13 protein-coding genes, 2 tRNA genes, 1 other RNA gene and 1 pseudogene are annotated in these 14897 nt (G+C 38.8%); 11 read left to right on the forward strand and 6 right to left on the reverse strand.

The window, feature by feature from the left end:
• Positions 1-1146 (forward strand): hypothetical protein (locus tag NL42_RS15205; protein ID WP_461313379.1); only part of this gene is annotated, 1146 nt, incomplete at its 5' end.
• A gap of 51 nt (positions 1147-1197) precedes the next feature.
• On the opposite strand, the gene smpB is transcribed toward NL42_RS15205, so the two are convergent.
• Positions 1198-1674, reverse strand: a complete 477-nt coding sequence (smpB, locus tag NL42_RS15210; RefSeq protein WP_004641603.1) for an SsrA-binding protein SmpB — start codon at positions 1672-1674, stop codon at positions 1198-1200.
• 134 nt (positions 1675-1808) lie between these two features.
• On the opposite strand from smpB, the gene coaD reads away from it, so the two are divergent.
• The 6 genes and pseudogenes from coaD to NL42_RS15240 all read left to right on the forward strand — a co-directional run bounded on the left by coaD (position 1809) and on the right by NL42_RS15240 (position 4099).
• Positions 1809-2300, forward strand: coding sequence for a pantetheine-phosphate adenylyltransferase (gene coaD / locus NL42_RS15215; RefSeq protein WP_016139061.1), 492 nt, complete (start codon positions 1809-1811; stop codon positions 2298-2300).
• 1 nt (position 2301) lies between these two features.
• Positions 2302-2565, forward strand: a complete 264-nt coding sequence (locus NL42_RS15220; RefSeq protein WP_461313380.1) for a YfhL family 4Fe-4S dicluster ferredoxin — start codon at positions 2302-2304, stop codon at positions 2563-2565.
• A 27-nt stretch (positions 2566-2592) separates the two neighbouring features.
• Positions 2593-2948, forward strand: an RNA gene (gene rnpB / locus NL42_RS15225) — RNase P RNA component class A.
• Between the two features lie 63 nt (positions 2949-3011).
• Positions 3012-3088, forward strand: a tRNA-Met gene (locus NL42_RS15230).
• A 122-nt stretch (positions 3089-3210) separates the two neighbouring features.
• Positions 3211-3865, forward strand: a pseudogene (gene cntB / locus NL42_RS15235) (carnitine monooxygenase, reductase subunit CntB); the annotation flags it as partial.
• A 157-nt stretch (positions 3866-4022) separates the two neighbouring features.
• Positions 4023-4099: transfer RNA gene (locus NL42_RS15240), tRNA-Met, on the forward strand.
• A gap of 43 nt (positions 4100-4142) precedes the next feature.
• On the opposite strand, the gene NL42_RS15245 is transcribed toward NL42_RS15240, so the two are convergent.
• The 5 genes from NL42_RS15245 to NL42_RS15265 all read right to left on the reverse strand — a co-directional run bounded on the left by NL42_RS15245 (position 4143) and on the right by NL42_RS15265 (position 9619).
• Positions 4143-5171: a hypothetical protein gene (locus tag NL42_RS15245; protein WP_461313381.1), complete on the reverse strand. Its 1029-nt coding sequence runs from the start codon at positions 5169-5171 to the stop codon at positions 4143-4145.
• On the reverse strand, positions 5164-6789 hold the full coding sequence (locus NL42_RS15250) for an NAD+ synthase (protein WP_461313382.1): 1626 nt from the start codon (positions 6787-6789) through the stop codon (positions 5164-5166). Before NL42_RS15250 ends, NL42_RS15245 begins: the two co-directional genes overlap by 8 nt.
• 385 nt (positions 6790-7174) lie before the next feature.
• On the reverse strand, positions 7175-7735 hold the full coding sequence (locus NL42_RS15255; protein WP_461313383.1) for a hypothetical protein: 561 nt from the start codon (positions 7733-7735) through the stop codon (positions 7175-7177).
• A gap of 183 nt (positions 7736-7918) precedes the next feature.
• A complete protein-coding gene (gene hemJ / locus NL42_RS15260; RefSeq protein ID WP_461313384.1) occupies positions 7919-8371 on the reverse strand; it encodes a protoporphyrinogen oxidase HemJ in 453 nt (150 codons plus the stop codon).
• An 18-nt stretch (positions 8372-8389) separates the two neighbouring features.
• Positions 8390-9619, reverse strand: a complete 1230-nt coding sequence (locus NL42_RS15265) for a beta-ketoacyl synthase N-terminal-like domain-containing protein (RefSeq protein WP_004641618.1) — start codon at positions 9617-9619, stop codon at positions 8390-8392.
• Between the two features lie 300 nt (positions 9620-9919).
• On the opposite strand from NL42_RS15265, the gene NL42_RS15270 reads away from it, so the two are divergent.
• The 4 genes from NL42_RS15270 to fusA all read left to right on the forward strand — a co-directional run bounded on the left by NL42_RS15270 (position 9920) and on the right by fusA (position 14761).
• Positions 9920-11239, forward strand: a complete 1320-nt coding sequence (locus NL42_RS15270) for an EcsC family protein (RefSeq protein WP_461313385.1) — start codon at positions 9920-9922, stop codon at positions 11237-11239.
• 200 nt (positions 11240-11439) lie between these two features.
• Complete coding sequence (gene rpsL, locus NL42_RS15275) at positions 11440-11814, forward strand: 30S ribosomal protein S12 (protein WP_002050319.1); 375 nt, start codon at positions 11440-11442, stop codon at positions 11812-11814.
• 160 nt (positions 11815-11974) lie between these two features.
• Positions 11975-12445, forward strand: a complete 471-nt coding sequence (gene rpsG / locus NL42_RS15280; RefSeq protein ID WP_004638185.1) for a 30S ribosomal protein S7 — start codon at positions 11975-11977, stop codon at positions 12443-12445.
• A gap of 177 nt (positions 12446-12622) precedes the next feature.
• Positions 12623-14761, forward strand: a complete 2139-nt coding sequence (fusA, locus tag NL42_RS15285; protein ID WP_461313386.1) for an elongation factor G — start codon at positions 12623-12625, stop codon at positions 14759-14761.
• Positions 14762-14897 lie beyond the last annotated feature (136 nt).

The following is a 14897-nucleotide window of genomic DNA, read 5'->3' on the forward strand; positions in this document are numbered from 1 at the left end:
TCATTTACCTACACTGACCCAAAACAAGCTGATGCTTCGATGAATCAGCAAAATATTGGCTTTTATAAATTAGGTTTAGAGGCCAATCTTGAACTAAATGCCAATGTTAATAAGTTGCAATTAGGGTGTGGCGGAGTAAACGGTTTAGGTGGGTGTGATATTGATATTGATAACTTAAGTTTAAGTGGTTTAAGCGATACAAGTGAGGGGCGAGCTTCATCTTCGGCTGTTTTTAGTAATCCATTTATTGAATTTGCAATTAAAAATCCAGACAGCGCAGCTTTGAGAGAAATTAAAGGTTTCCGTCTAAGTGCGGAAAAGGTTGTGGGCCTATTGACTATGGGGCTTGAAAATTCAGAAACGCCAAATGGAATTAATAGCTTAAGTGGTTATTTGAAAATTAAAGATACTACTGGTTTAGCTTATACCGCTGCTCGTAATATGTCTTATCAAGATACTGGCAAGACCATTGATGGAACTGTGAATGCATGTATCGGAATTTGTATCCCTTTAGGATTTAATTCATCTGATTATAATTTGCAATTACAACAGACCACTGCACCTATTGTTATTAATGGACAAGTCATTTCTGGTTCACGAATGAATAATGTCATGCTGAACGGGGTGGCAAATATCGATCAGCTTAACTTCTCAGGAGATCTTAAAGCTTCTATTAATGCAGCACTTGGCCTATTAAATTTACAAAAAAATGTAACAGGTAGCATTACCGGATTAAGAGCTGCATTGACTGTTGATCAAAATCTTGGATTTATTCATAAAATTGAATTAAATAATCCTTTCTCACTTTCTTTGCAAGGCCAACAAATATTTTGGCCTGGTGCAGATGCAGCAGCAGAACGTGGTTGGTGGATGGCTTTTGATGATGAAATTGATATTGGCAATGTGACGCCAAGTAAACAAATTGAAATAACTAATGACGTTTTAAAGCAGGTGGTTGGTCCAATTAGTGGTTATTTAACCGCAAACCCAGTGAGATGTAATCTTTTAAATTGTTTGTTTGGTGAAGACTTGGCAGTTGGCGAAGTTAAACTACCCAATACGATTGTGAATTTCCCATTGAAAGATTTACAACTTAAAAATCAAACTTTTGCACCGAACTGTTACGGTAATTTAAAATTCTGCTAAATTCAAAGTGACATAAAAAAACCTTTAAAGTTAACTTTAAAGGTTTTTTTATTACTTATGAAATATACGAGCTTTATCACGTTGCCAGTCGCGGTCTTTTTCAGTTGCACGTTTGTCATGAAGCTGTTTACCCTTCACAAGCGCAATTTCCAGTTTAACTAAATGACCTTTCCAGTAACACGCTAAAGGAACGCATGAGTAACCCTTCTGGTTAACTGCACCCATTAGGTGTTCAAGCTGACGTCGGGAGAGCAATAACTTACGGGTACGTGTTGCCTCAGGTACAACATGAGTCGAAGCTGATAATAAAGGCTGAATTTGTGAGCCAAGTAAAAATGCTTCGCCATTTTTGAAAATCACATAACTTTCAGTCAAAGTCATACGTCCAGCACGTAAGGATTTGACTTCCCAACCTTGAAGTGACATGCCTGCTTCAAATTTTTCTTCGATAAAATAATCATGACGGGCACGTTTATTTTGTGCGATTGTTCCGCCATTATGTTTCTTTACTACTGTTGCTTTCGCCATAATTCAAACTTCCACAATTATGTCTATTGTGCCGTAAACTGATGCTAAGGTGAAGTTTTTCCTGCACATGAATATTTCGCCTCATGTATAACTTTTGCTAAAATAGGTTCACAATATAATTAGAGTACTAGCGGATGTCTAAAACGCGTGTAATTTATCCTGGAACATTTGACCCCATCACGAATGGACACGTTGATTTAGTTACTAGAGCATCAAGAATGTTTGATGAGGTTGTCGTAGCAATTGCAATTGGACATCATAAAAACCCTTTGTTCAGTTTAGAAGAAAGAGTTGAACTGGCCCAAAGCTCATTAAGCCATCTATCAAATGTTGAATTTGTCGGCTTTGATGGTTTGCTGGTTAATTTTTTCAGAGAGCAAAAGGCAACAGCAGTACTTCGTGGTTTGAGAGCGGTTTCTGATTTTGAATATGAGTTTCAACTTGCCAATATGAACCGTCAACTTGACCCACATTTTGAAGCGGTGTTTTTAACACCATCTGAGCAGTATTCATTTATTTCTTCGACATTGATTCGGGAAATTGCTCGTTTAAAAGGGGATGTAACCAAGTTTGTTCCGCAAGCTGTGGTTGAGGCCTTTGAACGTAAACATCAACAAGGTTGGTAACGTGTCGTTATATATCACCGATGAATGCATAAACTGTGATGTTTGTGAACCAGTTTGCCCGAATGAAGCAATTTTCATGGGTGAAGTGATTTATGAAATTCATCCAGATTTATGCACTGAATGCGTTGGTCATCATGACCAACCGCAATGTCAGTTGTTTTGTCCTGTAGATTGTATTCCTAAAGATCCGCAGTATGAGGAAACTGAAGAACAGCTCTTCGACAAATATAAAAAATTAATTGCTCAAAAAAGCACGAGCAATTAGTAAATAAATTTGTTAATATGCGCCCCTGAAGTGAGCTGGATGGTCGCTGCTGTGGAGGTCTTCGTGACTGAAGCAGGGGAGGAAAGTCCGGGCTTCATAGGGCAGGGTGCCAGGTAACGCCTGGGCGGTGAAAGCCGACGGAAAGTGCAGCAGAGAGTAGACCGCCTCATTCGTGAGGTAAGGGTGAAAGGGTGCGGTAAGAGCGCACCGCGTGTCTGGTAACAGTTCACGGCATGGTAAACCCCACCAGAAGCAAGACCAAATAGGAATCCTGAGGTACGGCCCGTACTGGATTCGGGTAGGTCGCTTGAGCGTATGAGTGATTGTACGCCTAGAGGAATGACCATCCTCGACAGAACCCGGCTTATAGGCTCACTTCACCTAATTTATTTAAAATTTTTCTTGACGTGCATTAAAGAAACAAAGATAATGCGCGCACAGTTTTCGGCTATGTAGCTCAGTTGGTTAGAGCACCGCACTCATAATGCGGGGGTCACAAGTTCAAGTCTCGTCATAGCCACCATTTTATAGACCACGCTCCTGCGTGGTCTTTTTTTATGCTCATTTTTTGATTAAACATAATTCTAAAGATCGATTTTATAGTGATGAGGTGTTTTTGATTTTTTTATTAGCTTATTAATATTTAAAAATTTATTTTCGTTAGCTGAAGCAGGTAATAAGCATATTCAATTGCAGCCGGAATTGGTATACACCATTCTTGCCGCAAATGGATGAGCTTGCAGCACGCGGTGCTGAGTTTGAGCTACATTATGCTTATCGCTCACCTGAACACGCGGCTTTGTTAGATGAGTTAAAGCAGAAACATGCTGAGCACGTGTTTAGTTATGTTGATTCAGAAGGTTGCGCATTAAATTTCGATGAGTTGATTTCATCACAACCTAAAGGTACACATGTCTATGTTTGTGGGCCGAAACCAATGATTGATGCTGTGATTGATTGTTGTAACAAGCATCGTTACCGCGATGAATATATTCACTGGGAACAATTTGCTTCAACAGTTCCAGAAGATGGTGAAGCGTTTACAGTGATACTTGCTAAGTCCAATCAGGAAATTGAAGTACAAAGTAATCAGACAATTTTACAAGCCATAGAAACATTAAATATTGATGTGGAATGTTTATGCCGAGAAGGGGTTTGCGGTACATGTGAAACTGCTATTTTAGAAGGTGAAGCCGAGCACTTCGATCAATACTTAAGTGATGCAGAAAAGGCTTCACAAAAGAGCATGATGATTTGTGTATCAAGAGCAAAAGGAAAAAAACTAGTATTAGATCTCTAATATATTTCTTTGGTTGATCAATTGTTTAAAGTGCGAATCTGCTAAAAAATGAACAAATAATGATGATCTGAATCTTATTTGTTCATTTGATGGAGTTTAATGGTTTTGAACTCTTGACCTGCTATACAGAACTATAGATAATGCCCACACAGTTTACGGCTATGTAGCTCAGTTGGTTAGAGCACCGCACTCATAATGCGGGGGTCACAAGTTCAAGTCTCGTCATAGCCACCATTTTAAAAACCATGCTCATGCATGGTTTCTTTTTATCTGCTTTTTACATATTAAAATGTTTTTCAATCGTATCGAGTGTTTTTGAGCTTTGATAAAAAGGGGCTAAAATCGCTTGAAGTAACGGTTCTAAAATACCGTGTTCATTAAAGGCATTCATGACCTTAGGGTAAAAACGTAAGGCTTCAGTTTGTAAATCGGTTTCAGTTAAACCAATCTCACTTAATACTTCAAATAAACTTTCGTCTTTATAAAATTCATAAAAAACTTCTACGCCATACAGAATAAGATCTTGCATAAATTGTGACTGGCGTAATTCTTTCCAGTATTCGTAAATTAAAACAAAGAACTCTTCAACATCAAGAGGAGTTAACTGTTTCATAAACTCATACATTTTTTTATGTCTAAGATCTTCCCAGACATGTCGTATCAGACTTTCTAAATCTTCACTCGATAAAAGACTTAATTCTGTGAGTTGCTCATGAATAAAGCTGGCAATCCAAGTTTCAAGTTTATGCTCAAGACGTTGTTGCTGTAGAAAGGAGAATTTTTTGAGTTTATGTTGCCACTCAAAGTGGTAGTCATCAACTCTAGATGCGCTTAGAAATTTTGGTAATTTTTGTTCTAAGGTTGAGGTTGCAATATATTGGCAAAGTTGTTGTACAGAAGGGCTGCTTCTTAAAAACTGATTGAGATAAAGAGGAATATGTTCCATTTCTAAAAATTTGGAGAGCCACATTTCAAATTGGTGGTCAGATACCAAATCTTGTAGCTGAATTGGAGACTTCATAGCAGATAGATAAATACGCTGCGCAATTTCCCCAATAAACTCAAGTAAACCAGCACCTAGCTGCATTTCAAAAGCATAACGTTTCACAACGGCTTGTAGTTGCTCTAAATCAACAACTTCATGCAGCTTGATTTCGTCAGCATGTTGCATAAAGAGTTGAATGAACTGCTGGAAATAAATAGGTGAGTTTTCTATAGATAATTGTTTTTTGAAAAATTCCACCTGCTCAAGCAAAAGTGCTTGAGCAAGTGCTGTAGTTTTTGATGAGTTTTTCTGCTCAGTCATTCGCTGTCCAACCGTTGACAATCGGATAACGTCGTTCACGACTAAATGCACGAGAAGTAATTCTCGGCCCAATCGCGCCTTGACGACGTTTATATTCATTACGATCAACTAAACGGATGACTTTTTCAACTACTTCTTTATCAAAACCTTTGGCAATAATATCTGCCTGACTTAAATCTTCTTCAATGTATGCGTAAAGAATGGCATCCAATACATCATATGCTGGTAAAGAGTCTTGGTCTTTTTGGTCTGGGCGAAGTTCTGCTGAAGGTGGACGAGTAATAACACGTTCAGGAATAACAGGAGTTTCACTTAAACTATTACGGTATTTCGCTAATTCAAACACGATAGTTTTATAAACATCTTTTAGAACTGCAAAACCACCAACCATATCACCATAAAGTGTACAGTAGCCAACTGAAAGCTCAGACTTGTTGCCAGTAGAGAGTACTAAATTACCAAATTTATTTGATAAGCCCATGAGTAATGTGCCGCGTGCACGCGCTTGTAAATTCTCTTCGGTTGCATCTGCTGGTGAGTTGCCAAAGAAAGGATACAAGGTTTGCATAAAGCTATTTACAACTGAATGTATTTCAGCAATACCGAAAGTTACACCCATACGACGAGCTTGTTCAGCCGCATCTTCTACACTAATTTGAGAAGTATAAGTATAAGGCATCATTACGGCTTGTACTTTTTCTGCACCGATTGCATCAACAGCAATAGCAAGTGTAAGGGCAGAATCAATACCGCCAGATAAACCTAAAATTACACCTGGGAAGCCTGAACGCTCTACATAGTCACGTGTTGCCAGCACTAAACCTTGATAGATCTCTGCAAATGTTTCTAAAGCAGGAGCAGATTCCGTGACTTTAAATGATTTGTTTTTTGGGTCAAATTCAGCGATGTAAAGGTCTTCTTTAAAGCTTGGTGCTTGTAAAGCAATTCCACCATCTTTATTGCTGACAAAACTTGTGCCATCAAAAATTAAATCATCTTGGCCGCCCACTTGGTTAACGTACACAATGTTGAGGTGAAGTTGTTTTGCAAGTTCACTTAAGGTTTGTGTACGGTGCTGTGGTTTACCGACTTCGTATGGCGATGCATTTAATACAAGAACTGTATCAACATTTAATTGGCTTAACTGTTTTACGGTATTAATTGACCAGATATCTTCGCAAATCAATACGCCAAACTTATGTCCAAGATATTCAAACACCAAATGCTGATGTCCTTTTTGGAAATAACGTTTTTCATCAAAGACGCCATAGTTTGGTAAATTGTGTTTGTTAAAAACACCCAAAACTTGACCGTCTTTCATGACGGCAGCAGAATTATAACGTTGACCATCTTCTGTCTGGTTTACAAATCCGAAAACCATGACAATATCTTTAACTTCGGCAAGTTGAGCAAAAGCCTTTTGCATACGTTTATTTAAATTTGGACGTAGCAGTAAGTCTTCAGCTGGATAACCAATAACAGAAAGCTCGGGAAAAATAATCAGGTCAGCGTTTTGTTTTTTCGCCTGATTTACTTGCTCAATCATCTTTTTGGTGTTTGAGTCAATATTGCCAATATGCGGAGAAAACTGAGCAAGGGCAACTTTAAAACTTTTCATTCAAACCTAATCCTAGATCATAACGAATATAGATACACACAGTGTTGATTTTTATAAATATAATTTTTCAACGATGTGTATGGTGCGATAGTAAACAATTAAAATAGTAAACAAAAATGTCAAGATCAATAATATATACCAATCACATATTTTCTGCGTAAAAATAACGAGATTTTCTGTATAGAATAGAAACAGGCTTCATTATTTTTATTGTTTGTATACTGCCTTATCACAAGCCAATTTGGAATAAGCGCGTTATATTATTTTCAATAATTTGAATTAAGTAAGCGTGATTTTCTAGTTTAGGTAAGTATTTCTGACTTATAAGAATTCTAATTTACATTAAGCAAGAAATGTTACGCTCAAAGAAAAATTGATTATTTGGTTACAAATGAAGTTGCGGTGAACAGATAATATTTGGGATTTTTCCAGAGCAAATGTCACGGGCAATTTCACCTTGTTGTTCAATGTTATAAGAGCTAAACGCCTTGTGAGGAGAGTAGGTGTATTTATAGGGATTGTAGCTTTTAAAGCTAAGATAATAGGCCGATTGCAGCAATGCACCTTTAAGTAGTACATGAATACCTTTTTGATATTGCATGACATGAGTGAGTTCGTGAATAAAAATACCCTGCATAAATTTAGATTCTAGAGCGTAATTTTCACTGTAATCGGAAGAATTGACATAAATATTTCCGTTTGGTGCCATAAAAATACCGCAAGACTGCCAAGGAAGGTAGCGAGTAGCAATAATTTTAGGTTGTTCACAATTGAGCAGGTCACCGAATACGAGTTGTGCTAATACTTTTTCTTGAGCCGTTAAATATCTAATCGGATAGTTTTTTAAGTGACGAAAAATAAAAAGTGTAAGAAGTATAAATTGTTGTTGGGTTGAGCGTTTAAGGGCAGTAAGGGTTAGCATAGCTTTGCCATTAAATGAGTTCATCTATTTCTTTAGAATAGTACAGATTACTCATTCGTAAATAAAGGGTCGGAGTTACTCATTGGGTATAACTTGAAGAGGGTACTGATTTTATGCTTTTGATTGGACAAAGGTAAATATATGGATAACTCTGCGAGTTTTTATTGTCTAAATTAAAGAAATTGCTCAGAAGAGCAAAAGCCCCAGTTAAAACTGAGGCTTTACGACAACTAAAATCACAACTGCAAATAAAATTAAGGTTGGCATTTCATTAAAGAAGCGCCAGAACTTATGTGATTTGTAGTGAGCATTTCCGATAAGTTTTTTACGGTAGTAGCCACACATCAAATGGTAGATGACTAATAAAGCTACTAAAGCTACTTTAAGGTAAAACCATGTTGCCTGATGGTAATGTCGAGTTGCATCGCCCCAATCCACAAGAAAATGAGCAGTAATTAATGTGGCAATCATAGAAGGCCACATAATTCCACGATACAACTTACGTTCCATTACTACAAAGCGTTGATGACTAGCAGCATCTTCACTCATGGCATGGTAAACATATAGACGTGGTAAGTAGAACAAAGCAGCGAACCAACAAACCACGGCAATAATATGTAATGCTTTTACCCACAAAAAAGCATCAGAAGGTGCATCCATCGATAATCCTAGGTGGGATTATGCATCCCACTTCTTGAAAATAAGGCAAGCGTTAACACCGCCAAAGCCAAAACTGTTACTCATTACAGTATTCAATTTTGCATCACGTTTTTCAAGTACGATATCAAAAGGTTTTGCGCCTTCATCTAGTTCAGTCACATTGATGTTTGGTGCGATAAAGTCATTTTGCATCATTAGAACTGAGTAAATGGCTTCTTGTACGCCAGCTGCACCTAAGCTATGACCTGTCATAGATTTGGTTGAGCTAAGAGGAGGTACATTGCCTTCGCCAAATGCACGTTCCATTGCTTTAAGTTCTGTAATGTCACCAGCTGGAGTAGACGTACCATGTGTATTTACATAGTCAATTTTGTCTACGCCATGTTGCTTAGCTTCTTCAAGTGCCATTAATACACAACGTGTAGCACCTTCACCGCTTGGAGCAACCATGTCTGCGCCATCGCTGTTTGCAGCATAACCAACGACTTCAGCTAAAATGTTGGCACCACGTGCTTGAGCATGTTCAAGTGATTCAAGTACGACAAAACCACCACCGCCAGCAATAACAAAACCGTCGCGGTCTGCTGAATATGGACGAGATGCTGTTTCTGGAGTTTCATTATATTTCGAGCAAAGCGCACCCATTGCATCAAACAATAAACTTTGAGACCAATGATCTTCTTCACCACCACCAGCAAGCATAAGGTCTTGTTTGCCGAGTTGAATAAGGTTGTATGCATAACCAATTGCGTCAGCAGAAGTTGCACAAGCACTCGTAATTGTATGAGCAATACCTTGCAGTTTAAATGCAACACCTACGTTTGCAGTAATGGTATTTGACATGTTGCGTGGTACGAAGAAAGGTCCTACTTTACGCGCACCTTTAGTCTCTAAAAGCTCTGTCATTTCAACAACAGATGCAGTTGAACCACCACCTGAACCGCCTGCGATACCGTAACGTGGGTTACCACCGATTTGCTCAGCAGTAAGACCTGCATGTTCAACAGCAGCTACAGCAGCATTGTAAGCGTACATTGCACATACGCCCATAAAGCGTTTTAACTTACGGTCAATATGATCAAAATCTTGTTCTGCAGCAGCACTCACATGACTTTTAAAATTGAGTTCAGCATAAGTTGGGTTAAAACGTGTCCCGGAGATTCCATTTTGAAGTGAATGAGTAACTGCTTCTAAAGAGTTACCGATACATGAGTTAATACCCATACCAGTGATTACAACACGTTTCATCTACAGGTCCCTTTATGGTGATATTAAGAGTCGATCGTGATCAACAGCTACGAAAACGAATAGGAGAATATAGCTGTAAGAAAACAAGACTCATGTTTTTTCGTTGTTAACATGATAGCAGAAAGGATTTTTATTTCTTATGGCAAATCTTTATGACAATTTTACATTTAAAAAAAATAACTAAATACATGGTATGTTGCATTTAGGGTTAACTAAAATACACACATTCAAGTTGAGATAAATCCACATTCCACCTAGTATTTATGTCTAATTAGATAAATTAAAAAATCGAGGTACTTGATGACAAAATTTAATAATAATCAATCTGACAATTTGTTTTCTCAGGTCTTCGGAGTGGCTAAAAAGCTCAGTTCTACAGGATTGAGTATCTTACAACAGAACCAAACAGGTGATGTCAGTAAGGTAATTGAACCAATTCCAACTGGTAAAACGGTTGAAGGAAAATCGAGAACTAAAAGCCCATTTGAAGTTGAGCAATATGAAAGTCCTCAACAAATGCTACGTGAACAATTGCCGAAAGTAACTCGGCAAGTGTTTGGGCGACATTTTACTAAAGTAAATGGTGTGGCTACATTTCTTTCCCCAGATTGGGATGAAAAAATCTCAGGCTATTTATTTGATTGGCTGAATGACTTTAGTTCAAAAAGCACTTTAACTGAAAAAATCTTAGAAGAAGCGGGTGCTAAAGATTTGTTTGAGTTAACAAAGGATACGGGCCGTTCTCAACGTTTAAGTCAGGCGCTCATCGAGCAAAATAAATTAATTGCGACAATACAAGGAGCAATTACTGGCGTATCGGGTGTGGTTGGTGCTGCTGTAGATATTCCTGTTTCACTTGTGTTGGTTTTAAGAACGATTTATCAGACTGGAAGATCACATGGCTTTGATCTTCTAGAAGTTACAGACCAAGATGTTGTCGAATTTATCTTTAAAGAAGTTGATATTAGCCTGATTGCCGAAAAGCAAACTCTATTATTAGCTTTAAAAACATTGCGGAATATGTTGGAAACACAAGATATTCATCAATTTCAGCAAGTGTTAGGTTCAACTACTGATTTAGATACTTTAAAGAAATGGCTAGTTGATGAAGATGGAGAGTTTAAATGGAGTTGGTTAAATCGTATTCCTAAACTCTCAGCCTTTGGTAAAGTTACACCAGTTGCTGGCGCTGTTTTAAGCGCGGTATATAGTTGGAAACTACAAGAAGATGTTGGTCATAAAGCACAGGCTATCTTTGGCGCTGCAAGACATTATTTAAATGAACATCCAAGTGAGCATTTATCTCCGCTACAGGCTTACTATGCTGCGGTTACGCTCATCCAGAAGGCTAGCCCACGTCTTTTAAATGTGGGTGAAGATGGCAATATTCATGCTGCACATCATCATAAAGTAGAAAATCATGATGTCATTTCAAAAGTATCTATTGTCTTAAAGCCTACTGAAAGTAAAAAGAGTGAAGAGAAAATACAGGAAAATGTTCATCAAGGTATCGAACAACTTGCTGATAAACATGTAGAGGAACATGAGCATACGGAGCAAAAACCAGCTTTAACTCCTGACGAAGATGAAGAGGAATTGGAGGGTAAAAAATACTCTTAACAATACGCTTACAAATAAGAGCTTTAAAAATAAAATCTGAACTCTATTTAAATTTGTAAGTTATCCTGTCAAAGATTGATATGGTCAACATTTGGTACGTATTGCCATGTTGACCATTTTTGCATCTTAGCTTACAATTATGTGCCCTTAAAAAGAGGTATTTTCTTTTTAAGGTTTTTTAATAACGGGAGAATTGCCATATGGCAACAACGAATCAGTTGATCCGTAAGGGTCGTACGACTTTGGTTGAAAAATCCAAAGTTCCTGCGTTGAAGGCTTGTCCACAACGTCGTGGTGTTTGTACACGTGTTTATACAACTACACCTAAAAAACCTAACTCAGCTATGCGTAAGGTTTGCCGTGTTCGCTTAACTTCAGGTTTTGAAGTATCTAGCTACATCGGTGGTGAAGGTCATAACCTACAAGAGCACAGTGTTGTTCTTATCCGTGGTGGTCGTGTTAAAGACTTACCAGGTGTACGTTACCATACCGTTCGTGGTTCATTAGACTGTGCTGGTGTTAAAGATCGTAATCAATCACGTTCTAAATACGGTACTAAGCGTCCTAAGAAGTAATTCTAGGAAACTAGTCCAATAAGCCCTTTAGCGTTTCGCTTGTTTGAATTCTTCATAGATTTGTAATTCAAGCGACGTATAGTAAGGCCAGCGTCGTGTACATGACACTTGTACAAACTGCTGGATTATCCTGAAGTGTCATATTATTAGGTGTATTAAAATGCCAAGACGTCGCGTAGTCGCTGCTCGTGAGATCCTTCCAGATCCAAAATTTAGCAGCCAAACAATCGCTAAATTCATGAACCACGTAATGCAAGATGGTAAAAAATCTGTTGCTGAAGGTATCGTTTACGGTGCTTTAGAACGTGTTCAAGAAAAAAACAAAGTAGACCCAGTTGAATTTTTCGAGACTACTCTTGAAAAAGTTCGTCCTATGGTTGAAGTAAAAGCACGCCGTGTTGGTGGTGCTACTTATCAAGTACCTATGGAAGTACGCCCATCCCGTCGTACTGCCTTAGCAATGCGTTGGTTAGTAGATGCTGCTGCTAAGCGTTCTGAAAAAACGATGGCTTTACGTCTTGCTGGTGAGTTGCTTGATGCAGCTGAAGGTAAAGGTGCAGCAATCAAAAAACGTGAAGACGTGCATCGTATGGCTGAAGCCAACAAAGCCTTCTCTCACTACCGTTTCTAAGCGGATAAAACAGTCCCTAATCAGGAGAATATTCATGCGTACCGCAGCTCGATTCAACATTGCTCTTTATCAAAGTGGGAGCTTTGCGGGTATTTAAGTTGCCTGCTTGGATATTTGTGCGCATCAATTTAATTGATGCGTCCTGTTTTAAATATAACATTTAGGAATGTAGACATCATGGCTCGCCAAACCCCAATTAGTAATTACCGTAACATCGGTATTTCTGCGCACATCGACGCAGGTAAAACAACTACAACAGAACGTATTTTGTTCTACACAGGTGTATCTCACAAAATTGGTGAAGTACACGATGGTGCAGCAACAATGGACTGGATGGAACAAGAGCAAGAGCGCGGTATTACAATTACCTCTGCTGCTACAACTTGTTTCTGGTCTGGTATGGGTAACCAATTCGAACAACACCGTATCAACGTAATTGACACCCCGGGACACGTAGACTTCACAATCGAAGTTGAACGTTCTATGCGTGTTCTTGACGGTGCGTGCATGGTTTACTGTGCAGTTGGTGGCGTACAACCTCAGTCTGAAACTGTATGGCGTCAAGCAAACAAATATAAAGTGCCTCGTTTAGCATTCGTGAACAAGATGGACCGTACTGGTGCAAACTTCTTCCGTGCTGTTGAGCAAGTTAAAACTCGTTTAGGTGGTAATCCTGTACCTATCGTTGTGCCAATCGGTGCAGAAGATACGTTTGCAGGTGTTGTTGACCTTATCGAAATGAAAGCGATTATCTGGGATGAAGCATCTCAAGGTATGAAGTTCGAATACGGTGATATTCCTGCTGACCTCGTTGATACTGCGAACGATTGGCGTACTAAGATGGTTGAAGCTGCGGCTGAAGCATCTGAAGAGTTAATGGACAAATACCTTGAAGAAGGCGATCTTTCTAAAGAAGAAATTATTGCTGGTCTTCGTGCTCGTACATTAGCATCTGAAATTCAAGTAATGCTTTGTGGTTCAGCGTTCAAGAACAAAGGTGTTCAACGTATGTTGGATGCTGTAATTCAATTCTTACCTTCTCCAACAGAAGTTAAAGCAATTGAAGGTATTCTTGACGATAAAGACGAAACTAAAGCGTCTCGTGAAGCATCTGACGAAGCTCCGTTCTCTGCGTTAGCGTTCAAAATCATGAACGACAAATTCGTAGGTAACTTAACATTCGTACGTGTTTATTCTGGTGTTCTTAAACAAGGTGATCCGGTTTATAACCCAGTTAAATCTAAGCGTGAACGTATCGGTCGTATCGTGCAAATGCATGCGAACGAACGTCAAGATCTTGATGAAATCCGTGCAGGTGATATCGCAGCGTGTGTAGGTCTTAAAGACGTTACTACTGGTGATACATTATGTGATGAGAAAAACATCATTACACTTGAGCGTATGGAATTCCCAGAGCCAGTAATTTCATTGGCTGTTGAACCAAAAACTAAAGCTGACCAAGAAAAAATGTCAATTGCTTTAGGTCGTTTGGCAAAAGAAGATCCATCGTTCCGCGTTCGTACAGACGAAGAATCTGGTCAAACAATTATTGCTGGTATGGGTGAGCTTCACCTTGACATCATCGTTGACCGTATGAAGCGTGAATTCGGTGTTGAAGCGAACATTGGTAAACCAATGGTTGCTTACCGCGAAACAATCAAAAAGACTGTTGAGCAAGAAGGTAAGTTCGTTCGTCAAACAGGTGGTAAAGGTAAATTCGGTCATGTATATGTTCGTTTAGAGCCTATGGATGTTGAAGAAGCTGGTAAAGAATACCAATTCGCTGAAGAAGTTGTCGGCGGTACTGTACCTAAAGAATTCTTTGGTGCGGTTGACAAAGGTATTCAAGAACGTATGAAGAATGGTGTATTAGCTGGTTACCCTGTTGTGGGTATCAAAGCGACATTATTTGATGGTTCTTACCACGATGTCGATTCTGATGAATTGTCGTTCAAAATGGCTGGTTCGTACGCTTTCCGTGACGGTTTCATGAAAGCTGATCCTATCCTTCTTGAACCAATCATGAAAGTTGAAGTAGAAACTCCAGAAGACTACATGGGCGATATCATGGGTGACTTAAACCGTCGTCGTGGTATGGTTCAAGGTATGGATGATCTTCCTGGTGGAACTAAAGCAATTAAAGCAGAAGTTCCATTGGCTGAGATGTTTGGTTACGCGACCCAAATGCGTTCTATGTCTCAAGGTCGTGCGACTTATTCTATGGAATTCGCTAAATACGCTGAAACTCCACGTAACGTGGCTGAAGGCATCATCGCTAAGTTCCAGACTGGCGGTAAAAAAGGTGACGACGAGTAATCTTTCGATTACTATAAGCCCAAACTAATTCTTAGTTAAAAACCAAGCGCTCGTGCAGTGACCCTGCATGAGCAGTTTATAAAGGAAGATCATCATGGCTAAAGCCAAGTTTGAACGTAATAAGCCACACGTAAAC

Source organism: Acinetobacter sp. GN11, from assembly GCF_054823985.1.

Coding starts and splice junctions, on each gene's coding strand:
- NL42_RS15265 (WP_004641618.1), bottom strand. CDS start 9,619: ATGAAACGTGTTGTAATCACTGGTATGGGTATTAACTCATGTATCGGT.
- NL42_RS15250 (WP_461313382.1), bottom strand. CDS start 6,789: ATGAAAAGTTTTAAAGTTGCCCTTGCTCAGTTTTCTCCGCATATTGGC.
- NL42_RS15255 (WP_461313383.1), bottom strand. CDS start 7,735: ATGAACTCATTTAATGGCAAAGCTATGCTAACCCTTACTGCCCTTAAA.
- NL42_RS15245 (WP_461313381.1), bottom strand. CDS start 5,171: ATGACTGAGCAGAAAAACTCATCAAAAACTACAGCACTTGCTCAAGCA.
- fusA (WP_461313386.1), top strand. CDS start 12,623: ATGGCTCGCCAAACCCCAATTAGTAATTACCGTAACATCGGTATTTCT.
- smpB (WP_004641603.1), bottom strand. CDS start 1,674: ATGGCGAAAGCAACAGTAGTAAAGAAACATAATGGCGGAACAATCGCA.
- hemJ (WP_461313384.1), bottom strand. CDS start 8,371: ATGGATGCACCTTCTGATGCTTTTTTGTGGGTAAAAGCATTACATATT.
- rpsL (WP_002050319.1), top strand. CDS start 11,440: ATGGCAACAACGAATCAGTTGATCCGTAAGGGTCGTACGACTTTGGTT.
- coaD (WP_016139061.1), top strand. CDS start 1,809: ATGTCTAAAACGCGTGTAATTTATCCTGGAACATTTGACCCCATCACG.
- rpsG (WP_004638185.1), top strand. CDS start 11,975: ATGCCAAGACGTCGCGTAGTCGCTGCTCGTGAGATCCTTCCAGATCCA.
- NL42_RS15270 (WP_461313385.1), top strand. CDS start 9,920: ATGACAAAATTTAATAATAATCAATCTGACAATTTGTTTTCTCAGGTC.